Annotated in this window: 29 protein-coding genes; 8 read left to right on the top strand and 21 right to left on the bottom strand. The window is 61.7% G+C overall.

Features of this window, described 5'->3' with window-relative positions; genetic code table 11:
• Window positions 1-16: 16 nt before the first annotated feature.
• Both IVA92_RS17455 and IVA92_RS17460 read left to right on the top strand, forming a co-directional pair.
• Window positions 17-670 (top strand): hypothetical protein, encoded by a 654-nt coding sequence (locus IVA92_RS17455; protein ID WP_247280904.1) that lies wholly within the window; start codon window positions 17-19, stop codon window positions 668-670.
• A 59-nt stretch (window positions 671-729) separates the two neighbouring features.
• A complete protein-coding gene (locus IVA92_RS17460) occupies window positions 730-1,170 on the top strand; it encodes a hypothetical protein (protein ID WP_247280905.1) in 441 nt (146 codons plus the stop codon).
• Window positions 1,171-1,219: 49 nt separating this feature from the next.
• Here the strand turns inward: IVA92_RS17460 and IVA92_RS17465 are convergent, their stop codons facing one another.
• From IVA92_RS17465 to IVA92_RS17475, 3 genes are all read right to left on the bottom strand, one after another.
• On the bottom strand, window positions 1,220-1,879 hold the full coding sequence (locus tag IVA92_RS17465; protein WP_247280906.1) for a DUF4145 domain-containing protein: 660 nt from the start codon (window positions 1,877-1,879) through the stop codon (window positions 1,220-1,222).
• 514 nt (window positions 1,880-2,393) lie between these two features.
• Window positions 2,394-2,573: a hypothetical protein gene (locus IVA92_RS17470; protein WP_247280907.1), complete on the bottom strand. Its 180-nt coding sequence runs from the start codon at window positions 2,571-2,573 to the stop codon at window positions 2,394-2,396.
• A 75-nt stretch (window positions 2,574-2,648) separates the two neighbouring features.
• Window positions 2,649-2,852, bottom strand: a complete 204-nt coding sequence (locus tag IVA92_RS17475; protein WP_247280908.1) for a hypothetical protein — start codon at window positions 2,850-2,852, stop codon at window positions 2,649-2,651.
• 114 nt (window positions 2,853-2,966) lie between these two features.
• On the opposite strand from IVA92_RS17475, the gene IVA92_RS17480 reads away from it, so the two are divergent.
• From IVA92_RS17480 to IVA92_RS17500, 5 genes are all read left to right on the top strand, one after another.
• Window positions 2,967-3,410 carry a hypothetical protein gene (locus IVA92_RS17480; RefSeq protein WP_247280909.1) on the top strand — a complete coding sequence of 148 codons (444 nt, stop codon included), beginning with the start codon at window positions 2,967-2,969 and terminating at the stop codon, window positions 3,408-3,410.
• Window positions 3,407-3,646, top strand: coding sequence for a hypothetical protein (locus IVA92_RS17485; protein WP_247280910.1), 240 nt, complete (start codon window positions 3,407-3,409; stop codon window positions 3,644-3,646). The genes IVA92_RS17480 and IVA92_RS17485 overlap by 4 nt, the downstream gene beginning before the upstream one ends.
• 332 nt (window positions 3,647-3,978) lie before the next feature.
• Window positions 3,979-4,341, top strand: a complete 363-nt coding sequence (locus IVA92_RS17490) for a hypothetical protein (RefSeq protein WP_247280911.1) — start codon at window positions 3,979-3,981, stop codon at window positions 4,339-4,341.
• Between the two features lie 253 nt (window positions 4,342-4,594).
• Window positions 4,595-5,185 carry an RNA ligase family protein gene (locus IVA92_RS17495; protein ID WP_247280912.1) on the top strand — a complete coding sequence of 197 codons (591 nt, stop codon included), beginning with the start codon at window positions 4,595-4,597 and terminating at the stop codon, window positions 5,183-5,185.
• A gap of 39 nt (window positions 5,186-5,224) precedes the next feature.
• On the top strand, window positions 5,225-5,548 hold the full coding sequence (locus IVA92_RS17500) for a low affinity iron permease family protein (protein ID WP_247280959.1): 324 nt from the start codon (window positions 5,225-5,227) through the stop codon (window positions 5,546-5,548).
• 639 nt (window positions 5,549-6,187) lie between these two features.
• Here the strand turns inward: IVA92_RS17500 and IVA92_RS17505 are convergent.
• Window positions 6,188-6,439: a hypothetical protein gene (locus IVA92_RS17505; protein ID WP_247280913.1), complete on the bottom strand. Its 252-nt coding sequence runs from the start codon at window positions 6,437-6,439 to the stop codon at window positions 6,188-6,190.
• A 16-nt stretch (window positions 6,440-6,455) separates the two neighbouring features.
• Here IVA92_RS17505 and IVA92_RS17510 point away from each other — a divergent pair, with 16 nt between their 5' ends.
• Window positions 6,456-6,974: a hypothetical protein gene (locus IVA92_RS17510; protein WP_247280914.1), complete on the top strand. Its 519-nt coding sequence runs from the start codon at window positions 6,456-6,458 to the stop codon at window positions 6,972-6,974.
• Between the two features lie 106 nt (window positions 6,975-7,080).
• Here IVA92_RS17510 and IVA92_RS17515 read toward each other — a convergent pair whose 3' ends face one another.
• The 17 genes from IVA92_RS17515 to IVA92_RS17595 form a co-directional block, all read right to left on the bottom strand.
• Entirely contained in the window at window positions 7,081-7,509 is a 429-nt protein-coding gene (locus IVA92_RS17515; RefSeq protein WP_247280915.1) for a hypothetical protein, read from the bottom strand.
• A 120-nt stretch (window positions 7,510-7,629) separates the two neighbouring features.
• A complete protein-coding gene (locus tag IVA92_RS17520; RefSeq protein WP_247280916.1) occupies window positions 7,630-7,965 on the bottom strand; it encodes a hypothetical protein in 336 nt (111 codons plus the stop codon).
• Between the two features lie 8 nt (window positions 7,966-7,973).
• Window positions 7,974-8,336: a hypothetical protein gene (locus IVA92_RS17525; RefSeq protein ID WP_247280917.1), complete on the bottom strand. Its 363-nt coding sequence runs from the start codon at window positions 8,334-8,336 to the stop codon at window positions 7,974-7,976.
• 136 nt (window positions 8,337-8,472) lie between these two features.
• Window positions 8,473-8,757 carry a hypothetical protein gene (locus IVA92_RS17530; protein WP_247280918.1) on the bottom strand — a complete coding sequence of 95 codons (285 nt, stop codon included), beginning with the start codon at window positions 8,755-8,757 and terminating at the stop codon, window positions 8,473-8,475.
• A gap of 2 nt (window positions 8,758-8,759) precedes the next feature.
• A complete protein-coding gene (locus IVA92_RS17535; protein ID WP_247280919.1) occupies window positions 8,760-11,120 on the bottom strand; it encodes a phage tail tape measure protein in 2,361 nt (786 codons plus the stop codon).
• Window positions 11,121-11,274: 154 nt separating this feature from the next.
• Window positions 11,275-11,547: a hypothetical protein gene (locus IVA92_RS17540; RefSeq protein ID WP_247280920.1), complete on the bottom strand. Its 273-nt coding sequence runs from the start codon at window positions 11,545-11,547 to the stop codon at window positions 11,275-11,277.
• A gap of 204 nt (window positions 11,548-11,751) precedes the next feature.
• On the bottom strand, window positions 11,752-12,648 hold the full coding sequence (locus tag IVA92_RS17545; protein WP_247280921.1) for a hypothetical protein: 897 nt from the start codon (window positions 12,646-12,648) through the stop codon (window positions 11,752-11,754).
• Window positions 12,649-12,987, bottom strand: a complete 339-nt coding sequence (locus tag IVA92_RS17550) for a hypothetical protein (protein WP_247280922.1) — start codon at window positions 12,985-12,987, stop codon at window positions 12,649-12,651.
• Between the two features lie 21 nt (window positions 12,988-13,008).
• The gene (locus IVA92_RS17555; protein ID WP_247280923.1) at window positions 13,009-13,203 is read right to left on the bottom strand and encodes a hypothetical protein; all 195 of its coding nucleotides are present in this window, start codon (window positions 13,201-13,203) and stop codon (window positions 13,009-13,011) included.
• A 67-nt stretch (window positions 13,204-13,270) separates the two neighbouring features.
• A complete protein-coding gene (locus tag IVA92_RS17560) occupies window positions 13,271-13,714 on the bottom strand; it encodes a hypothetical protein (protein ID WP_247280924.1) in 444 nt (147 codons plus the stop codon).
• Window positions 13,715-13,753: 39 nt separating this feature from the next.
• Entirely contained in the window at window positions 13,754-14,260 is a 507-nt protein-coding gene (locus tag IVA92_RS17565) for a hypothetical protein (RefSeq protein ID WP_247280925.1), read from the bottom strand.
• A 231-nt stretch (window positions 14,261-14,491) separates the two neighbouring features.
• The gene (locus tag IVA92_RS17570) at window positions 14,492-14,662 is read right to left on the bottom strand and encodes a hypothetical protein (RefSeq protein ID WP_247280926.1); all 171 of its coding nucleotides are present in this window, start codon (window positions 14,660-14,662) and stop codon (window positions 14,492-14,494) included.
• Window positions 14,663-15,255: 593 nt separating this feature from the next.
• The gene (locus IVA92_RS17575; RefSeq protein ID WP_247280927.1) at window positions 15,256-16,008 is read right to left on the bottom strand and encodes a hypothetical protein; all 753 of its coding nucleotides are present in this window, start codon (window positions 16,006-16,008) and stop codon (window positions 15,256-15,258) included.
• Window positions 16,005-16,364: a DUF6074 family protein gene (locus IVA92_RS17580; RefSeq protein WP_247280928.1), complete on the bottom strand. Its 360-nt coding sequence runs from the start codon at window positions 16,362-16,364 to the stop codon at window positions 16,005-16,007. Before IVA92_RS17580 ends, IVA92_RS17575 begins: the two co-directional genes overlap by 4 nt.
• A complete protein-coding gene (locus IVA92_RS17585) occupies window positions 16,361-16,681 on the bottom strand; it encodes a hypothetical protein (RefSeq protein WP_247280929.1) in 321 nt (106 codons plus the stop codon). Before IVA92_RS17585 ends, IVA92_RS17580 begins: the two co-directional genes overlap by 4 nt.
• Window positions 16,682-16,805: 124 nt before the next feature.
• On the bottom strand, window positions 16,806-17,084 hold the full coding sequence (locus IVA92_RS17590; RefSeq protein ID WP_247280930.1) for a hypothetical protein: 279 nt from the start codon (window positions 17,082-17,084) through the stop codon (window positions 16,806-16,808).
• A gap of 623 nt (window positions 17,085-17,707) precedes the next feature.
• Window positions 17,708-19,033, bottom strand: a complete 1,326-nt coding sequence (locus tag IVA92_RS17595; RefSeq protein WP_247280931.1) for an integrase arm-type DNA-binding domain-containing protein — start codon at window positions 19,031-19,033, stop codon at window positions 17,708-17,710.
• Between the last annotated feature and the right edge of the window lie 31 nt (window positions 19,034-19,064).

Raw genomic sequence — 19,064 nt, forward strand, 5'->3', positions numbered from 1 at the left:
ACTCCTCAGGTTGAAAATGAGCGACAGCGAGATAGATCGAGTACCTAAGACAACTCTCGACTGTTGGAAGGCTGAGCTTTCAGAATGGATGGTCCCCGGCGCGTTCCGCAGTCGTGTCGACGCGATCATACGACCTCTTCCTCGTCATATTTTCTTTCGCCAAGGAGGGTTGGCGTTCCTGCGTGACGCTTGGATAGCTGGCAAGGTCGCGAACGCGCTTTCATCGCGACTAGTGCGGCTCGTGCCACACGCGCGGCCCGACTTCGAAGTGCAGACCGACATGCAGACGAACCAGCAATTTGAGGTAACAGAAGCTGATATGGACGGGCGTCGGCGCGGTGACGAGATCGATCTCCCTTCTCTGGAACCCGACCCGGTCGAGAACTGGCGGAGGAGGTTTGAGGCTATTCCGGCGGCCCTAGATCGTGTCGTCACAAAGAAAGTAGCGAAAGATTATTCCTCCGACGTCAGTCTGGTGATCTACTTAAATCTTAGCTGCTACGGTGCCTACACAGCCGAAGGTCTGCCAATCATCCGCGAGAGCACCTCGGCTGCACGTGAAAAATTCCGATCCGTTTTCGTCATGTGGGAGGGCATTCTCTACAAATTCTGGGAAGACGGAAAGCCGGCGACTGAGCGATGGCCAATTGCTCAGCTTGACGATTTTTGATGTGATCCGAGATGAGTTCTAAGTCATCAGCCGCCCTTCTTTGTTCAGCATTTCTGGTATTGATCGCCGTCAACGCCGTTAAGGCCGGCGAGCGCTCGGCCGAAACCCCCGAATGCAAGAAAATAACGGCGCGGATCATCGAGCGAACGAATACGCATTTCGATCACTTCTCACCGTCCGGCGGCAGCGTTTTCTTCAAGCGCCCCGACATGGTCCTGATCTGCGACCCCAAGTTCGTGACCTACGTCTCACTGAACTGGGACGCGAGCGGCTTTCCGCCGAACGAATGGTTCACTCTTGCTGCAACGGCGGGAAACGCCGTCACCGGCATCGATCCGACCACACTGGAGGCGGCGGCGCATCGGTGTCACCGCGCTGCTTTGAAGGATAAGAACGAATTGGCCAGCGTGTATCTCCACGTTGCGACGGTAGAATGTCAGGCGTTCACAAGGGACGGGGGTGGTCTCGTGATCACTTTTGCTCGGCCATTGAGCCGGTAAAGGCGCAAAAGACAATCCGGCCCTCTCGCAAACCGATCCCGGCCCATGCCTACTTCTTTTTCGCTTTTCGGCGTGGCTTTCGGGCCGGCACAGTTTGACGTAGAGTGGCGCTTTTTTCAGTAAGTTTCGCCTCCAGCGCAGGCGCAACGAAAGTTCGATGAACGAAGTGCTCTAGGATATCAACCATCGTTGACAAATCGGACGGCGTTGGGAGCCAGCCACGATGCATTGAGGCGCTGCCAGCCTCCGTCAAAGCCTCTAAGCGTTCGCGATCGACGGCGTTGATACGACTTGATGCGACCAGTTCATCAAGCTTTTCTTTGAATGTCAGATCGGCATTCACACCGAGTAGTTCGGACGCAATGTCAAAAACAGTCCTCACGCCCGCGGATGCCAATCGAACTAGGTCGTTATCAAGCGCGACATACAGCTCTCTCATCGCGTCATACAAGCGATCATGAGCGCCGATAAATCCGATTGGGCCGAACCAGTCCGGTGACTTGCGCTTAGAGATGGCAGGCCAATAGGCTATCTTCTCGTCGTAGACCAAGACATCTTGCTGGGTCGCAGCATCCCATTCGTGATTATAGTCCTCAGAGAAGACTTTGACCGTTTGACAAAAGACGTGCTCACACCCCCTGCATTGTAAGATGGACCATGTGGTCTGCCCCCAGACCATTCCGCCGGCATCATCCCAGCTTTCGACCATACTGCCCTTAGTATCGCAATTCCGTTCACCCCCGCATTGTGAACACATGGCCTTCTGTACCGTTATGGGTTCACTTGTCTCCGTACCTTGCGACGTCATCTTTACTCTCCGATGGATGGCATAGCGCTACCTACTCGGCTGCTCGCTTTATCAGGATTATCGCAGTTGTCAGCCCATCAACAGTAAGGCTGTGGACCGCTTCGGTCCCGCAGCTCCCGCGCCGTTCGCACTCAACGAAGAGCGAGCAGCAGCACAGGCCCGCCGCGTTGTTGCCCGCGAAATAACCAGAGCCTGCCAGAATTGGTTAGCGGGTTGTTAATCGGTGGTCGGCAGGCTTGCCGTCAAGCGCCGCCTGATTACCCCCAGCCCAAAGGCAGCGCGAAGCGATGGCCGGCGGCAGTGATGCCCGCCGGCCATTCTTAAGGATGCCGTCGAGCGCGTCCGCCAACGTGCCGAGAAGAATTTGATGCCAGCCGTCGTCCGCCGGCACCTGCCACTGCCTCAGGCTGGCGACTTAGCTGGTCAGTGCCATGACGCCACCGATCGTCGTCGGTTCTAAACGGATCAGCACGGCTGCATGATCTTGGAGAGCTTGGCTGCTTTGCGCGCTGACGTCGTCGACCGCGACGATCGTCCCGTCGGCTTCGACGACGACCGCCGCGATCCCGGCACAGTGCATGAAATGGATCGGCATGTTCGCGGTTCAGTCCCCAGACTTTCGGCAGCAATCGCAATGCCGTTCCGGAAACGTTTTTCACCTTTCTGGAAACTACTTTCCGGCGTGAACGTCGGCGGAACGCAATAAGGCGACCGCGTCGACGTGCGCCTTGATCTCCGCTTCCTCATCCAACTGAACCGCGCTGCCCGGGCCGCCCATAGGCTTCACCGTGAACGGCTTGAAAGCGTCGACCAAGCCGCGAAGGGCGGCGCGCAGGCGCAGGTTTTCCGCCGCGACTTGGCTGTCCCGATCCATCCCATGGCTGATCGCAAAACTATCCACACCCCCAAGGTCCAGTAGTTCAGCCGCATACCGCCCCACGATCGATTGATAATTTGCCGGCCTCATTAGATGGCGCTTTGATGCGATATGCCCAATCTTACCCGCCGCCGCAGCAAGGACGATCCAGATCGCGAAACGTGGCTGATCTGTTTCGGCGACGTGCGGGTCGGCATCATCGGCCGGCGCGCTGGCGTTCCAAATTCAGCCCCGCAATGGGGGTGGTCTTGCGGCTTTTACCCCGGCATTGACCCGGGCAAACATCGAACTGGGATCGCCGAAACGTTTGACGGGGCACGCGCCGACTTCCACGCCGCGTGGGAGGAGTTGGCGGGCACGCGTACGGAGGCCGATTTCGAGGCGTGGCGCCGCGAGCGAGACTGGACGACTTGGAAACACCAAATGCACGATCTGGCGCTACCGTTGCCCACACAGCGCCCGGAAGGGATTGCGCGCTGCTTCTGCGGCGAGGTAGTTACCACTCGCACTCTCGACGCCCACGTCCGCACCGCTCACCGCCTGACCGCCGCATGAAGCTCACCACCGAACGTCCTTTCGCCGATCCGGAAGCCGCTGCCCGCAAGCTGGTCGAGATTACCGCCGGCATCGAGCCCGTCCAGGACGGTCGCATCCATATCGAGAAGATCAACGCCCCGTTCCTCTACGCGCTGAAGGCTAGCGGCGAGGAGTTTGGCGCAGGGATCAAGCATGCGGTAGAGAGGGGCTGGCTGGAACTGCACGAGAGCGGTAGTTATGTCCGCCTCTTGTAATCGTAGACTTTCGCAGGCGGGACCTTCACTCGTAACGGTCGAAAATGCCACGCCTGTGCAACGCGCTTTCGGCAAGCTTGTCCCACTCGGCCGCTAGGCGCAGCCATGCTCCCTTGTCCTCTTCGCTAATGGCCTCCTCCGCCAAACGGCGGCATTCCTCAGCCCTGCCTTTGAACCGGTCGGCGTCAGATTGAACCACGGCACTTCCTCAGCTTCACGCTCAACTTGCCAGAACAAGTGCGCGTTCCCGGGATGCGCTATTCTGACGGCTACCTCTGGGGAACCCCGCACCTCGCACAGTCGTTGGCTTTAGTCAGCAGTGGAGTTGCGTAATGCGTCACGGCCCCTCGATCGTGCCTTCCGATCGTCTCGATCGGGACATCTATCTCGTGTTGGAAGATTTCGGCGCCCGCGCAGGCTGCGCCTGGCGCGAGACCGACGAGGCCGAGACCGACCGGGAGACCGTGCTGAGCGACATCCTCGCGGGCCAGTACGCCTATCCCTTGCGGATCGTCGCGTTCAACGCCGTCGAGGGCTGGTCGCGAGATGCCACGGCCGATATCGCTGACGAGCTCGCGCAACGAGCCACGGACAGCGCAATCGACGTCTCACCTGCGCTGCAAGCCTTTATCGAGGGTAATGCGACACGGCCCTTTGCCGTGCAGCTTGCGCTGCCACTGCGCCAAAGCGCTTGATCCGTGAAGCTCTGCGCACGATGGGGCGACAGCCGGTGGGTTCGCGAAGCACACCTGACCGGCCATTCTGGGGTAGCGAGAGCCGGCCCTGTCGGCGCTCCCGGCTAACAGTGCCCAGTCTGCAATCGGATGGACCCCGGCAATCCCGACGATGTGCCGCAGATGCCGAACGCCTTCGTCGTCGATGCAAAAAGGGAAGCTCTAATCGGGGTTCCTGCCTCGCAAACTAGCCGCAAACACCTATTTCTGGTCCATGCGTATGGCATACGAACTCTGCCTGGCAACGGCCGGCAAGCAGGTCCCATCGGGCCCGGACTGGCTCCATGAAGTAAAGCACGACGGCTACCGAATGCTGGTCATTCGGGAGGACAAGCGCGTGCGTCTACTCTCCCGCAACGGGACCGACTGGACCAAGCGCTATTCCTGGATCGCCGAGGCCGCGCTGAAGAACCGCCAGAAGCACTTCGTCATCGATGGTGAAGCCGTGATCCTCGGCGTCGACGGTATCTCTGATTTCAACGCCCTGCACTCCCGCAGGCACGACCATGAAGTCCAGCTCTACGCTTTCGACGTGCTGGCAGTTGGTGGCAACGACCTACGCGACCAACCGCTCCACCTGCGAAAGACGAACCTCGCGCGGCTGCTGGCGCGCCGGCCCGACGGCATCACCGTTGCGCCGTTTGAGCGCGGCGAGATCGGCCCGGAGCTATTCCGGGCCGCCTGTCGCATGGGCCTTGAGGGGCTGGTCTCAAAGCATCGCGAGCGGCCGTACCGCGGTGGGCGTCAGAAGCACTGGACCAAGGTGAAGAACCGCAGACATCCGGCAATGGATCGCGAGTTGTAAGCTTTCTGGAACCGACCAAGGCAGCGCCAGTTGATCGTCATGGCCCTGAAGGAAGTCCGAGGCTGGTTGACAAATATCGGCGTGCTTGCCTCGCGGCCAGCCGCGTTCGTCGTCTTTCTCATTTATGCCGCGCTTTGGGTCGTCTTCGGCAATGGCCTAGAGTGGCATTCGTTTGCCACTCTCGCGACCTGGGGAATGACCCTCGTGATCCAGCGCGCCGAGCACCGCGACACGCAGGCCATTCATGCGAAGCTCGACGAACTGCTGAAGGTTCACGGCGATGCCAAGAACTCCCTAATGACTATAGACGATAAAGACGCTGAGGAAGTCGAGCGGCAACGAGCACAGGTCCGTGCGTCGTGAGCCTTGGCGGTCTGACCGGCTCGATCACGTTGAATGCTCCTGCCTCGCGGTTCCAGAATTAACCCGCCTCCGCGACATCAAGCTTAATTCCAGAGGTTGATTGCACCGAAGCTGCGGAGCGCTAGCTTCGTATGGCCGGACATTGCCCTTAGTCCGGGTCCCCAGTGGCGAAGCCGTCGCGCCATTATATTCGACGCGGCGGCTTCGTTTGGTTGCAGGCCATTCTATTTGAAACAGCAGTCAGACCACGGAAAACTTGATCTTATCGAGATGCGTCGGCAACTCACGGCCCTGCGCTCGCAACACTCGGACAACCTCGCGATAGCATCGCTACTGAACCGCTTCCTGGTAAAGGTTGCATTCCTCTCGGAGCCTACAGACCGGAAGCACGAACAATATCTCCGATCTGAGTTTGCACAGACGCTGAAGAAGGTAGAGGCGATCACCTCGCGCAGGCCAGCAGCCAAGCCACCAGCGGCCACTAAGCCCTCCAAGTAACACTAACGATCGTATCTCATTGCGCTTGCCAGGGACGGCGCCGATGCTAGATGCAGTCGCGAGGTCGTCCTTGTTTCGCGTACTGACGCCTTCGCGGCGAGGGGTCGCCGGCCCCCCGGCCGGCGGCCCCGCCCATGGGTGTTAGGGCCTGCGCTTTCTTTTATGGGCTGCTCCTAAGTTCGCGGGCTGATGCGGCGCCAGTACTTGGGTCGCGTCGCAAATGCCATATTGATGGTCGAAGAAAGCGCGGACAGCGCCCGTGTATCGACCGCCCATCAAGCCGTCGATTTTTGGGAAGCCCCGTCCTTCGAGCAAAGTAACGACGGCCCGCCAATGGGTGTATTTGCCGGGCCCTAAAAGGGCCTCGCTCAGCGACCATTCGTCGGCGAACAAGGGAAGTTGCTCAAGAGTGACTATTGATCTGCGTGCCTTGTCCTTTGCCCGGCGCTTCGGTTGCCCGCGAGCCGCGTCAGGTCCGCTCACGCGCCGACGCCTTGTCGTGATCGGTTGCGACGGCCTGCCGAGCATGTCCCCAAATCTGCGCCGTACGCTGCCTGTTTGGGGATCGTTTGTGCCGAGCGTTTCGAGCCAGGCGTCCAGCCGCGCGCGCACCCATCGATGCCCACGGCTGGACGGCGTGAACCGGATCGGCTTGACCGGCCAGACTGCCTTGAACGTGTCGACCGACAACCCGCAATGGGTCGGCCTGATCCAATCGAAGCGCTGCGGGCCAAAATGGCAGATCGGAAAAATTCGATCATGGGCGCCCCTTACTGGAAAACATCCGCCTCACTGGCCTGATCGACCGCGCAGGCCGCAGCTACCGATCACCTTTGATCAACTCCGTGACGTCGCCGTGGCAAGCGCGGCGATCGGCTGGGGTTGGACGACCTTCCACAAGGTAGCACAGGCGGTCGGGCCGGCATAACATCGACCGCTATTTCGAACAGGTCGTCGATCCGACGATCGCGGACTTCGTCGGTCCGGCATGCGTTCTTGGGCGATGTCTAAGCCAGCAGAAGGCCATCAAAGAATTACCTGCGACGGGCTTCGCTCATACGCCACCGAGCGACGGCGCCGATCGCGAGAACGACTAAAATTATTGCCGCCCAGACATACCCGTTGAGTTTCTCGCCAGACGGAAGCCGAAATTCCCCCGCTTCAAGAACAACCAGCACAACGGCAATGACGATGCCAACAGCCGCACGGTACCAGCGAGCGAAAAGCCATTCGGCATGAGCAAGGGCACCGAACCAGATTAGAGCGCCAACTAGAAACGCGAGCGGCGCGACAATAACGATCCACCCAAAAAATGCGCTCCAGCCAGTACCACGCGTAGCGGCCCAAAACGCCGTGAGGCTGATTGTGCAGATCAAGGCCACCGTTCCCGGAAGCGAAGAATATCGCTTTCCATTCACGTGAATTTCGATCCCTTCGGCCCCAAATCGGATCGGACTTCCCATTGCAACAACCTTTAACTGTTCGCGAGCAGCGGGGGCGCATCAGGAAAGCCAAGATGCGCCGCCTAAACGTGCCGTATCAAATCGGCAATGTCGATCCCTTCGTCGCAGCCCGAACAATAATCACCGTTCTTGATATCCCGCCAGCACCGGCGCGCGATCGTAACGAAGCAGTAGGGCTTCCCACGCGCCGGGCCGGTATGACATCCGTAGCACTCTCTCAGTCGTCCATTCGACGTGCAGGACGGTCTTGCCGTCGAACCGGATGTCCAGCGCGGACGTCCGCTCCCCATCGTCGATCGGTCGCGACAGCGTGAGCCGGAATTCGTTATGACGGACGTCCGACAGCCGCCAGCGGCCGTCCGCGCGATCGATACAGAAACGCTCGCCGCACCGGCTGACAATGCCCAGCGCCAGCTTGCTGAGGGCTTTCATCCGATCGGTGCGGTCCGCTGTCATGCGCGCGTCTACAGCTGGGCGAGGCCGCGGACTTCCTGAACGAAGCGCGTCAGGTCTTGCGGCCGGTAGTGAAGCAGGTCCGCCGGATCGGCACCGCGCGACAAGAGAACTTGAGCCTGAATGGCAACGTCCGCCTTCGAAGCGAAGGGGGTGGCAAGGATCGCATCGGCGATCGCCTCCACAGCGTCATACGCTGCGTCGCATGCGGCTTCGGCCGCTTCAGGGTCGCCGGCGGCGGCTTGGTCCGCCAGAGCATAGACGCGCTGCTTTTCGCTGGCCGCGGACTGAAATTCGTTCCAAAGCAGTTCGATCGGCGTGAAGGAGTGCGCCCAAGGCCCGACAATGATATTGGTTTGTTCAGCTTGCTGCATGATCTCATCCATCGTGTTGCAGGTTAGGACCGCTGGCAGCGCGAACTGCCGGCGGTCCGCTTAGCCCTAGCGGAAAGCGAGACCGGGACACAACGGGGAAGATCGGCGGGGACAACGCGGGAATGTACCCGGTCTGTCACCGGTTCGCGCCCATCATTACCCGGACTTGTCGTTCGATCTTGTCGGCAAGTTTTGCGACGAATTCTTCCACCAATAGGACGAACGGATCATTCGGCTGATCCTCTTGAACGTGTAGGTCTCGCCGTATCTGATCAATCAACTCTGCCGAGATATTAGGGCCAGCTTTGACGCAAAGCAGGGCCAACACTTGCGTGACCATGGCTTCCGTCGCGATCTGCCGTGCCCGGAGTTGATCGATTTCGCGGATGACGCTTTCGCGGAAGGCGCTTTGATCGTCCACGCTCACCAACTCCCGCTTGCGGCGCCGCTAGTGCCCGTCGACGGTCGCGGCGAGGGCGCTGACGCGTCCGGGGACGACAGCCCGACCGATCCCGGACCGCTAGAGTTTAGCGTGCCAAACAGTTTCACCGCATTCTGCGCCTGCCTCACTACTTCCAGAAGCGTCGAGCTTGCTTCGACGATGATCTTCGCTTCGCCGTGAACTTCGGCCGATCCGGTCAGTTGCGCCTGAACCAGCTTGTCGCCGGCGACGCCGGTCCCGTAGGTCATCGTTGGCGACACTTCGGGGGAAGACAGTTCGTCGTAACCAAAGGCCCGGCGATAGACGTCGCGCATCGATCCGCGCTGAAGCCGTAGCCGCTCGCCGCTGGTCAAGCCGGAATAGCCGGCGTCCTCTACGGACTTGTGCATCGCGTAGAGCCCGCCGATGGTCGCTGCGCCGGCGCCTAGCCACGGCACGGCAGCTGCTCCTAAAGCCCACCATGACGACGCGGCGGCGCTCGTTGCGGCCGGCGCAGCGTTCTTGACTGCGTCGGGAATGCTCTTGACACCCGCGGCCGCGGATAGCTCCGCGGCGGCCGCCGTGAGCGCCGCGGCGGACCCATCCAGCGCGACCGCCGACGACGACAGGCCGAAGCCGCCAAAAATGGTCTGGGCAAACTTGACGCCGCCGTAGATGCCGCCGCCAGCAGCGGCGGCGGCGCCCGCACCGACTGCCCACGGCGGAAGTTCTGCGGTGCCCTGCACGCCCTTGCCAAGCATGTCGGTGGCCCATGTCAGCGGCCCCCCTTTACCATCGTTATCGAAGGCGCGGCCGATCGCGGTTTCGAGGTTCTTTATCGAACCTTCCAGACGGGAAACGGCGCCGTCAAAGCCGGACATGCGCTCGCCGGCGATCTTCTCCGAATAGCCGGACGAATTCTTTTCGATTTCCTCAATGACGTGCCGCAGCGTCCCTTCGTCGGACAGCGCGGTCGCGATGCGGCCGCCCTGCTTCGATCCGAACAGCGCGTTCGCCAGCGGCAGGTTGCCGGCCAGCTTCGGCATCAGGTCCTTGATCAGCGCGTTTGCGTCGACCGACTGGACGCTGGCGTTCCGGTAGCGCTGCGCGGCGCCTGCGATGCTTTTCAGCGATTTCGCATCGTTGCCTTCAAGGCTGTCACGAAGAAGCGACGTCACGGCGGGGCCGAACTTCGCCGGGTCCGCGATCACGTCCTTATTGCTGAAGATTTTCCCCAGACCGGCCTTCGTCGCGCCATTCAGCTTGACGCCGTACCGCGCCGCGACGTCGGCGGCGAACGGGTCGACGTCCAGATGGTCACGCATGGTCTGGTAGTTTTTGTAATCCATGCCGGCCGCGAGCAATGCGGTTTTGGCGCCGGCGGTCGGCGCCTGCGTCATCGCGGTCAGCGCGCGAAATGCGGTGCCCGCTTCGTCGCCGCGGATATTCGCCTTCTTCAAGACGCCGCCGAAGCCGAGCAGGGATGCTTCCGAGATACCCGCCAGCCGCGCCGGCGTCGCGCCGAACTTATACAGCTGCGAGATATCCTCCGGCGTCATGCCGGTGACTTTCGCCGCCTTGACCTGATAGTCCGCGGTCTGGCGCGCGGCCGCCAGCGCGGCTTCCTGCGTCGACGTGTCCTTCCGGAAGCCGAAGATCGCGCCTTCCATCTGCTTCACCGCGTCCGGCAGCGTCAGGTCCATAGACATGCCGAGCGACGCGGCCGGTTCCATCATGCCCATGACCTGATTTTTATTCAGGCCGCGCGCGGCAAGTTCGCGCTGCGCTTCCAGAACCTGAACGTCGTTATATTTGGTCTTGGCGCCCATGTGGATCGCCTGCGCGACAAGCGGTGCCTGTTCGGCATCGGACAGGCCCATGACCGCCTTACCGAAGCGGCGTTCCTTGTCGAACTCGCGGTAAGTATGCAGCACATTGCCGGCGCCGCGCTTGGCTTCATGCGCAAGGAAGCCGCCGGCCAGCCCGGCGGCGTTGGAAATCATCTGCCGCCGGCGCGCCGACCGTTCCGACTTCGCCGCCTGCCGGTCCAGCGCCGCGTTCGTCCGGTCGACGGCAGCGCGCAGCTTTTCTTGCTGTGAAACCGCCCGGTTGATCGGGACGCCGAATTCTTCAAGGCCACGCTTGGCGCCGACGAAGGCGGATCGCTGCCGTTCGAACGCAGCGGAGGCCCGCGAGACTGCGGCTTGCGCCTTCTCATAGCTACGCGCGAGCGCGTCCGCGTCGCCCTGTCCGCGCTTCATCGCGACCGCCGCCTTTTCAACGGCGACCTGCGCTTCGCGGAATTTCGTCCGGGCGCTGGAAAAGCCGTCTTTCGCCGCGCCGAAGCGATCGATCGCCGCCATTTGCTGTTGCGCCCGGGACAGCGACTTCGTCAGCGCGTCGACTTCCTTCGATGACTTCGCCGATTTGGCGATCCCTTCGATCTTCTTCGCGATCTTGTCGAAGACCGCTCCGGTCTTGTCTTCGGCGCTGATGACCGCCTTGGCCTCGATTATCTTAGCGATTGTCGCCTCCCATTACTTCGGTCTGCGGGTCTCCACCGCTTTCGATGATGGCCAAAATCCATGCATGTCTTTGGACTTCCAGTCCGGCGGACTTAAGAGCAGCGTCCCACGCGGCGTATTTTTCTGCGGTTGCGAGCGAACTACACTCAGCACGCAAGAGCGTTTTGACATTTTCCTCGGCCGCAAAGAGGTCCCGACGTGCGCGGGACAACTTTTCATTCTGCTGTTCAAGAGCGGTCATCAGCCGTCGTTCGCTCAATGCCATCTTGGATACCTGATTTGGAGTGGAGAAAAATGGCCGCGGACGCCCTCCCGGCCTCCGCGGCCCAGCACGATGCTAGCGGCGACGGAAGCCGCTGACCGCGTGTGGGTGGGAAAAGGCTTGGGCCGCGGGTCGTTCTTGCTTCGACCCGCGGCCGTGACAGAGCATCGCCGGAACGAGACCGAGAAAACGGCGACGCTCCGAAGATCATCGTAGCGCCGAATTCCGATCGGCTTCGCTCTTTGCGTCAGCCGGCGGCCATGCTGGGTCGACTGGGACCAATTCGATTTGCGTCGACCGCGGCGTCTTTTTCCGCGGCGCCACCGCGGCGGCGACGTCAAGATCGGCAACGGCCTCAGGCACCATGAGGCTGCCGTCGAAAAGGCAACCCTGTGCGTCGAAGCGCGGCAACCGGAGCAATTCATAGAAGCTCCCGGGCCAATCGAAGGATGTAGCCGGATGAAACTCCGTCTCACGGAAGCGGCGCTTGACGCATTTCCACCGCATTGACCCGCCGAAGACGTGCACTTGACCATTAATGCCATCATCGGACGCGACTGCATCTTGACCGCCAATGATGTCCCCGCTGGTCTCAGCGACCCAGAGATCGACGGTGCGCGACGCAATATCCTTGCGTGGTTCGGCGCCGAAGTCGCGAGCGATGATGTCGGCCGCCGGGATCGGTGCTTCGCCGTCGGGCAGAGTTTCGTTCAAGCGCTTGGCATCAAGGGCCTGTTGCGCGGCGTCCTTCGCCAGCTGCAACAGTTCGGCGGCGATCCGCTGCCCGTCCGTCCTGATGCGCGCCGCCAGATCGTTCGCGGCTTTGCGAGCCGCCGCAATTTCCCGGCGCGTGGCGGCATCGGCTTCTGCCTTCCGCGCGGTCTCTGCTTCGGTTTCGTTGGTTTCAATCAGACCCGTCAAGCGATCGACTTCAAGCGCAGCGGCGTTGCGCTCGGCGCTCCACTTCGCGAAGGCAACGCTGTCAACCTGAGCGGCCACTTTGCCGGCGTCGAGGTCGGCGAGCTTTGCGCACGCGGCCTTCAATTCTGCCTGCAACGCGGCGGCGCGCTTGTCGTTCTCCGTTCGTTTGAAAGGATTTCGCATTCACTTGCCCCCGCCGACCTTCATTCCGCGCGACGCCAGAGACTTGTCCCACAGGGACGACGCGTCGGCGCCGCTGGCTTCCGCCGTCGGCTGTGCGATCGAAAGACCGAGAGGGCTTGCGCCGGCGCGGCCCGAAGCCGGAACGGCCGTCGCGGCAGCCAGAGCGGCCCGCGCTTGATCGACCGACTGGCTAGTCGTCGTGGCGAGGGTCAGCGCCAGACCTTCGCGGCCGGCGGCTTCTGGCGCGCCCATGATCGCGGCGAGCCGGCGCCGTTCGTCTGCCACCGCAGCAGCGACTGCCGCCTGAAGTTTGGATTTGGTGTAAGTTTCTTCGCTCATGAAGACGTCTCCAAAAAAATGTCAGGACAGGTCTACGCCCGAAAGGATTTCGTCCGGCGTCTCCCTAACGTGGATCGACGCGGCGTAACCCTGGTTATTGCGGCCCGCGAACATGAGCCACGATCCACCGGTTTCGTATCGGTAGATGTGCGTGACGGTTTCAAGGTTCACGAAGTACGTGGTCCCGTCGTGGTTCGTCAGTTTTCGCCAAGCCATCGCGTCCGCTCCTTCGACGCAATCAGCATCTCTGCTTCGACCATCGCCGATCAACGCGGAAGACGTCTCAACGCGTCTCAGGTCCCGGCTTTTTCGTCTCGTTACGTCTCATTCGAAGCGGCCGGCTTTGCAGAAAGCGTTCCAGGCGGGACTGGGAAATCAGGAAGCGCTGTTCGTCCACACGCCACAGCGAAAAGCCTTCTGGACTTCCGATCGGATGATCCTTGCAGAGCCGGTAGAGGGTCGGACGCGCGACACCGGTCAGGTGGACGGCGCGGCCGGGCGTGATCAAGTCGGCGATCGAGCTGTCCGAAATAGGTTCGGCGACGGTCGGGATGCGCGCTGCCGCGCGCAACGCCGCGAACCTATCGGCGATCGCCGACAGCAATTCCTGTTCTGCGGCGGTGATCAGCGCTTCGACGTCGATGATTGCCTGACAGTCGACCGCCGGCGGGTCAATCTGCGCCGCGGGGAACAGCGGCTTGCAGTGATCGGCCGCAATTTCGAACATGCGCAACCGCGCAAGTCGTGCTGAACGTTGAAACATTGCTTAGTCTCCGTCAAATGGATCGCGGCCGTTGGACAAAGCGCGCTCGGCGCGCGCGAAACGCGCGCGGCAACGGTCCATCGCGTCGTCGATTTGCTGCTGGATCGCGGTCCGGATCGCCAGATCGCGTGTCGAACCGGGCGCCACGCCCTCAAGCTCTGATCGGTACGTCCCTAAGATATCTTCGATGGCCGCCTTGGTGGCTTCAGCATCCCACAGCTGGCCTTCTTCGCGGGCCGTCCGCAGTTCGATCGCCTTCGCGCGCGCGTCTTGGACGCGCGCCGCGGCCGCCGACTGTGAGGACTTCCTCGTTTCGTCGCGCAGCCAGCGAATATAGGCGATCCGGCATGCGTCCAGATCAAGTTTCCGGCTCGGCAGCGGCTTGAACACGCCTTCGCCGACAAACTGCGCGACGCGGGGCTGGCTGATGTCGAGATGTGTCGCGATCTGCGCCTGAGAGGCACCGGGCGCGCCGGAAGGCCGCTTCGGTTTAGGCGGTTTTGAAGGCATCTTTCGTCGTTCTCCAATTACATAAACGGGAATTCAACCGGACTGGACATGCTCAGAAATCGGGGCGCTTCGTGCCGCACCTCATGCACTGGCCTCCACACGTTCCTTTGATGAGGGGGGAGGGGGGTAGGCCTTGCAGCCGCGGCCGTCTGTGCGTTTGCAGAAGCAGGCCACGGCAAAGGACCGTCGATCGGCGCGCGCATCAGCGGGCTCCCTAACGGCCCTGCCGCGCTACTGCGTCTCATCGCGGTGGCCCTGATCGTCCGCGACGGCGTCGTTCGTCTGTTCTGCCGTCGACTGGATCAGCTTGGGCGGTCGACCGCGGGGTGACGGGGCGACAGGCTTGATCGGTTCGCGGTGCTCGCCAGTTTCCCAGTCGGTCTTGTCAACGTTGGTCATCATTGTCCCTTTCGATCGCGAAGGTCTCCGGAATGTCATCGTTCATGGTGTGGTCTTCGTACCAACCGTCTTGATCCGCCGGACGCGCCGGAAGGCGCGCCGGCGCCGACGTGCAGCTTGATCGATCTTGGCTTGGACTGTGCAATGTGACGACCCACACGTCCCGACGGCTTCGGCCGCGGGTCATTGAGACCAAAGCGTCGCCCATCGTTCCAAAGAACGCGGCGTCGCCGTCTGGGGTCTTCCGCTGATAGAGCCGGAGGAGTTGGACGCCGTCGGTCATGATCTGACCGCGGTTCTGGCGGTGTCCATCTTCGGTCCGGGTGTCTGCCCGTCGCCGGCGCGCCCGAAGGCGCGTCCGGCGCTCGCAGGACCTGTTGCGACCTGATGCGGGCGAGGTGCGCGCGGCCGAAAGGTGCCCAGCGAGTTGGCAGCAATCTTCTTTAAGTAAGAAGAATTGGTGGACACGCGATTTGGATATCGATATCCGACTTGCGTGCGCAGCCTCAAATTCAGGCTGCGCACGGCTTTATGATATCGTGCGGATATCGATATCAAGAAACGTGTCCAGCCTGAAATTTGATAAGTCATAAGCATCAGCGGGCGCTTCGTTTGGCGATCTGCGCGATCGGCATCTTCGGCCCGGGTAGGACGCGCTTTTGAAGCCAGCCTTCGCTGATGCCGTGTTCGATCGCGCGATGGACGGCAGCGGCGAGGGTTTTGCCGGTCAAGCGGCCAAAGGCGATCGTCTTTCCGCGCCCCAGTTCACCGCAGATTGCCCGGACGTCGATCCATTCGCCGGGAGGCAACATCTGGCCTATCGCGTCCGCCCGGCGGGCGGCCGCGGTTACATCAGGCTTTCGGCGAAGGCGTTCGCGAAGCCGGCGCCGCTGCTCGCGTTCGCGCTGCTTTTCTTTCCGGATCGCCTTTCGCCCGGCGGCGTCGACGTCGATCGAACCGATCGTCGTGAGCCCTAACGCGGTGCGCTTGGCATATGTGATCCCAAAATCGAATGCGAGTTCGTCTGCGCCCCAGAACTTGGTCGACGCGAAAGCGGCTTCCTTCGCGGCGCTGCGCTCCGCGATCGACATCCAATGGGCGCGAAATTCCAGAAAGCTGTCCATGCGCTGCTCTGCGCCGGCCCCAGTCCGGGCCGTGTGAACCAGCCACACATGAGCGGCGTATCGGCCGTCATCGGACGGCGGCAGTACCAGGCCGTAGCTGTCGCGATAGACCTTGTTCAGATCGCGTACCCGAAGCGGCGCGATATTGTCGCGATCCGTTTCCTTGTCGGCTGCTTTGGTCGTCTCATTCGCCGGGGCAAGCCGGCGAGCGGCTGCGGTGCTCATTGTTCACCGCCCGGCGTCAGAACCTGCTTCCATAGCTCGGCGCGAACGCGCCCTTCGATGTTTCGCACCTCCCGATCGGCATCAGCCGGGTCGACACCCAGTTCGTCCAGCACGCGGCGGATGGCGAGCAGGTTCCTTTGAACGTGGGCTTCACCGCGCTCGGCGTCCAAGCTCAGCACGAATTCGACGTGACGGCGCACGTAGGCTTCATCGCGGAAGCGGCCGGGCAAGAGCACGACCTTCTTCGGCTGGGCGATGTGAACACGAAGCCTTGCGGGGTCTCCATGTTGGCGATGCGGGGCCAATTCGCGCCGCGCATCCCGCACCGCGCGCAGCACGGTTGTCTTCTCGGTCATGCCACACCCCACGCTGGCCGGTCTTGCAGCACGATCCGCCAAGCGGACCGCGCGAAGTCGCGAGTGTGACGGTCGATTTCATCGTCACCGATGCCGAGGTCGGAAAGCCGCGATGCTTCAAGCCAAAGATGGTCGAACAATTCCTGTTCGGCGCCTTCCAGCGTCGATCGCTTGCGCATCTGCCCGACAACGAATGCCACGACCTTGCGATGTCGGGCCGGAGGGACGACAAAGACCTGCGCGATCGCGGCTTTACGGCGTCGGCCGCGCCGTCGGGCGCGGCTTCGATCAGTCGGGAATTTCAGAAGATCGCCCATCTTGAACCTCGCGTCAGGGAAGGGCGGCGCGCTGGTGAAAGAGGGAAACCCGGCGCGCCGCCGGTGCGCCGCCGTACATCCGGGCGGGCAAACGCCGGCGGTCACGCCCCGCCGGCGCAGAGGGTCAGGCGCCGCGTTGGGCCTTGATCCGTTCAAGCCGATCGGCGGACACCTCGTACACCGCACTGACATTTTCCGGATCGCCGCGGAGCAGCTGATATAGGTCCTCGACCGGAACGGCCGATGACCTGCCGTTCTTGCGAAGGCGGATCGTGCCGTCTTTGACCAAGTCGTAGAACCGGGTCATGCCGATCCCGGCGACCTGACAGAACTGCTTCGGGCTAACGTTGAGTGGCAAATTGTAGATCTTGATGACGTCTGCGATCGTCATATCGCTGTTCATTTTTGTCGCTCATTTCCGCAATCACGCGCTGTCGATCGCTGAAAGGTGCAGAGCTTCGACATGAATTTCAACGGGGACAAGCCCGGGACAAATTCCTGAGTAAGCTTGGCGTTGTCGTTGTGATTTTCGCTAAAGCGTTCGATGTCCGATCAAATCAGACGGACCGCAAAAACCTGACCTGTCTTAAAATTATTTTTGTCCCCCCATAATGTCCCGCTCTTGTCCCCCATTTGTCCCCCTAATTCCGGGAGCTTTACCGGAATTTGAGCCTCGCTCGACAGAAGGCGAAGGCGACGCAAACGTTGATTTGCGAGAAGTGACCCCGGGCGTCTAGCCGGGGTCAGGCAAACACGATGGTCGCTTGTCGGGGTAATCGCACGGGCTGGGCTAGACGCCAGCGCGTCGCCGACGGTGACGCACCGGCGACCACGGTGGCAAACGTCCATGGTGTCGACCTTTGCGGCCTTACCTCTTTCAGCGAAGAACTTCTTCACACGCTGGACGCGTGGCATTCCCGGCATTGATCTTGCGACGACTTCCCCCGCGCTTCGTCGCCGACGTGGACGGACCATATGTCGACGACGAAAATGGTCGGTGAGAAGCTGAGCCCGGTACTTCTGAAGTCACGCCGACCGCGACCGCCGCGCCTTCGCGATCGGGACAACATTGCCGGACTTGCGCAGGTCGTCCAGATAATCCGCCCACCACTGAGCGAGACGGGCTCGGTCTGCGTCGTAAGTGGCCCGGTTGTAGATGCTGCGAATTTGGTTGCCGTCGCTGTGGGCCAGCGCTGCTTCGATAACGTCAGCATCAAAGAGCCGCGAGCTATTCGCTAGGGTCGAGAAGGACGATCGGAAGCCGTGGGGGACGTGCGTGTCGCTCGAATACCCAAGCCGGCGGAGAGCAGAACCCAGCGCGCCTTCGGACATCGGCCGCAATGCAGGTCGCTTCGACGGCATGCCATCCCTGCCGATCAGGCGGCGAGGCTGCGCGTTAGGGAACACATAGTCGGCGCCGACCTCGGCGTGCATCGATGACCAGCCGGTGCTCCCGCGCAGTTCTGCGATGATGGCGATCGCCTGTTGGGATAGCGGGACTTTGTGTTCCCTGCGCATCTTCATCACGTTGGGTGGCAGCGTGATGGCGGGATTGGCGATATCGTCAGTCACCCATGACCACCGCAGCTGCCGCAGTTCACCCGGCCGCAGTGCAGTCAGGGCGAGGAGTTGCAAGGCAAGCCGCGTCTCTTTGGTGCCGTCGTAACCATCGATTGAGCGGAGGAGGGCGCCGAAAGCTTTCGGCTCGACGATGGCGGCGTAGCTTCTCGTTTGCGGTGGTATCAAGTGGCCGGACTTTACAAAAGCCGCCGCCGGGTCGAATTCGCGCAGGCCCTCCGCGACCGCATACGAGAACACACGGCTAAGCGTCGCCCGGCATCGCTTCGTCGTCTCGTACCGGTTCTTTCCATGTCGGCCGGTCGCTTCCACTTTACGGAGCGCCTCCAGCACGTTTGCGGACGTGATGGCGCCGATCTGAAGCTGGCCGATCTGCGGTCGGACGAGGTCGATTATCCACGTCAACTTGTCCAGCGTGGTCGCGCTCTTGTCCGTCTCGCGCTGGTTGGCCAGCCACGCATCGGCCAGCGCATTGAACGTCGTCAGGGGGGCCGCTAAAGCCGCTCTCTCGTCGGCCTTCCGCTTTTCAGACGGATCGATCCCCGCCGCCAGCAACCGCTTGTTCGCGTCGCGCGCGTCGCGCGCGGCCGCGAGGCTGACGAGGGGATATTTCCCAAGCGAGAGTAGTTTTTGCTTGCCGGCGAACCGAAACGCATGCCTCCACAATTTCGATCCGTTGGCTTCGACAAGCAAGTAAAGGCCGCCGGCGTCGGACAGTTTGTAGGCTTTGTCCCTCTTCTTCGCGCCGCGGACGGCTACATCGGTCAGTGGCATTGATCGTCCCCCTGCTGTGTCTCTCCCCTAC

The organism is Bradyrhizobium sp. 154, from assembly GCF_023073875.1.
Taxonomy (GTDB): domain Bacteria; phylum Pseudomonadota; class Alphaproteobacteria; order Rhizobiales; family Xanthobacteraceae; genus Bradyrhizobium.

Excerpts from the sequence above, each read along its gene's own strand:
- IVA92_RS17455 (WP_247280904.1), top strand. The coding sequence starts at position 17 with ATGAGCGACAGCGAGATAGATCGAGTACCTAAGACAACTCTCGACTGT.
- IVA92_RS17465 (WP_247280906.1), bottom strand. The coding sequence starts at position 1,879 with ATGGTCGAAAGCTGGGATGATGCCGGCGGAATGGTCTGGGGGCAGACC.
- IVA92_RS17470 (WP_247280907.1), bottom strand. The coding sequence starts at position 2,573 with ATGCCGATCCATTTCATGCACTGTGCCGGGATCGCGGCGGTCGTCGTC.
- IVA92_RS17475 (WP_247280908.1), bottom strand. The coding sequence starts at position 2,852 with ATGGATCGGGACAGCCAAGTCGCGGCGGAAAACCTGCGCCTGCGCGCC.
- IVA92_RS17480 (WP_247280909.1), top strand. The coding sequence starts at position 2,967 with ATGCCCAATCTTACCCGCCGCCGCAGCAAGGACGATCCAGATCGCGAA.
- IVA92_RS17485 (WP_247280910.1), top strand. The coding sequence starts at position 3,407 with ATGAAGCTCACCACCGAACGTCCTTTCGCCGATCCGGAAGCCGCTGCC.
- IVA92_RS17490 (WP_247280911.1), top strand. The coding sequence starts at position 3,979 with ATGCGTCACGGCCCCTCGATCGTGCCTTCCGATCGTCTCGATCGGGAC.
- IVA92_RS17495 (WP_247280912.1), top strand. The coding sequence starts at position 4,595 with ATGCGTATGGCATACGAACTCTGCCTGGCAACGGCCGGCAAGCAGGTC.
- IVA92_RS17500 (WP_247280959.1), top strand. The coding sequence starts at position 5,225 with ATGGCCCTGAAGGAAGTCCGAGGCTGGTTGACAAATATCGGCGTGCTT.
- IVA92_RS17515 (WP_247280915.1), bottom strand. The coding sequence starts at position 7,509 with ATGGGAAGTCCGATCCGATTTGGGGCCGAAGGGATCGAAATTCACGTG.
- IVA92_RS17520 (WP_247280916.1), bottom strand. The coding sequence starts at position 7,965 with ATGACAGCGGACCGCACCGATCGGATGAAAGCCCTCAGCAAGCTGGCG.
- IVA92_RS17525 (WP_247280917.1), bottom strand. The coding sequence starts at position 8,336 with ATGCAGCAAGCTGAACAAACCAATATCATTGTCGGGCCTTGGGCGCAC.
- IVA92_RS17535 (WP_247280919.1), bottom strand. The coding sequence starts at position 11,120 with ATGGCGGCGATCGATCGCTTCGGCGCGGCGAAAGACGGCTTTTCCAGC.
- IVA92_RS17540 (WP_247280920.1), bottom strand. The coding sequence starts at position 11,547 with ATGGCATTGAGCGAACGACGGCTGATGACCGCTCTTGAACAGCAGAAT.
- IVA92_RS17545 (WP_247280921.1), bottom strand. The coding sequence starts at position 12,648 with ATGCGAAATCCTTTCAAACGAACGGAGAACGACAAGCGCGCCGCCGCG.
- IVA92_RS17550 (WP_247280922.1), bottom strand. The coding sequence starts at position 12,987 with ATGAGCGAAGAAACTTACACCAAATCCAAACTTCAGGCGGCAGTCGCT.
- IVA92_RS17555 (WP_247280923.1), bottom strand. The coding sequence starts at position 13,203 with ATGGCTTGGCGAAAACTGACGAACCACGACGGGACCACGTACTTCGTG.
- IVA92_RS17560 (WP_247280924.1), bottom strand. The coding sequence starts at position 13,714 with ATGTTCGAAATTGCGGCCGATCACTGCAAGCCGCTGTTCCCCGCGGCG.
- IVA92_RS17565 (WP_247280925.1), bottom strand. The coding sequence starts at position 14,260 with ATGCCTTCAAAACCGCCTAAACCGAAGCGGCCTTCCGGCGCGCCCGGT.
- IVA92_RS17570 (WP_247280926.1), bottom strand. The coding sequence starts at position 14,662 with ATGATGACCAACGTTGACAAGACCGACTGGGAAACTGGCGAGCACCGC.
- IVA92_RS17575 (WP_247280927.1), bottom strand. The coding sequence starts at position 16,008 with ATGAGCACCGCAGCCGCTCGCCGGCTTGCCCCGGCGAATGAGACGACC.
- IVA92_RS17580 (WP_247280928.1), bottom strand. The coding sequence starts at position 16,364 with ATGACCGAGAAGACAACCGTGCTGCGCGCGGTGCGGGATGCGCGGCGC.
- IVA92_RS17585 (WP_247280929.1), bottom strand. The coding sequence starts at position 16,681 with ATGGGCGATCTTCTGAAATTCCCGACTGATCGAAGCCGCGCCCGACGG.
- IVA92_RS17590 (WP_247280930.1), bottom strand. The coding sequence starts at position 17,084 with ATGAACAGCGATATGACGATCGCAGACGTCATCAAGATCTACAATTTG.
- IVA92_RS17595 (WP_247280931.1), bottom strand. The coding sequence starts at position 19,033 with ATGCCACTGACCGATGTAGCCGTCCGCGGCGCGAAGAAGAGGGACAAA.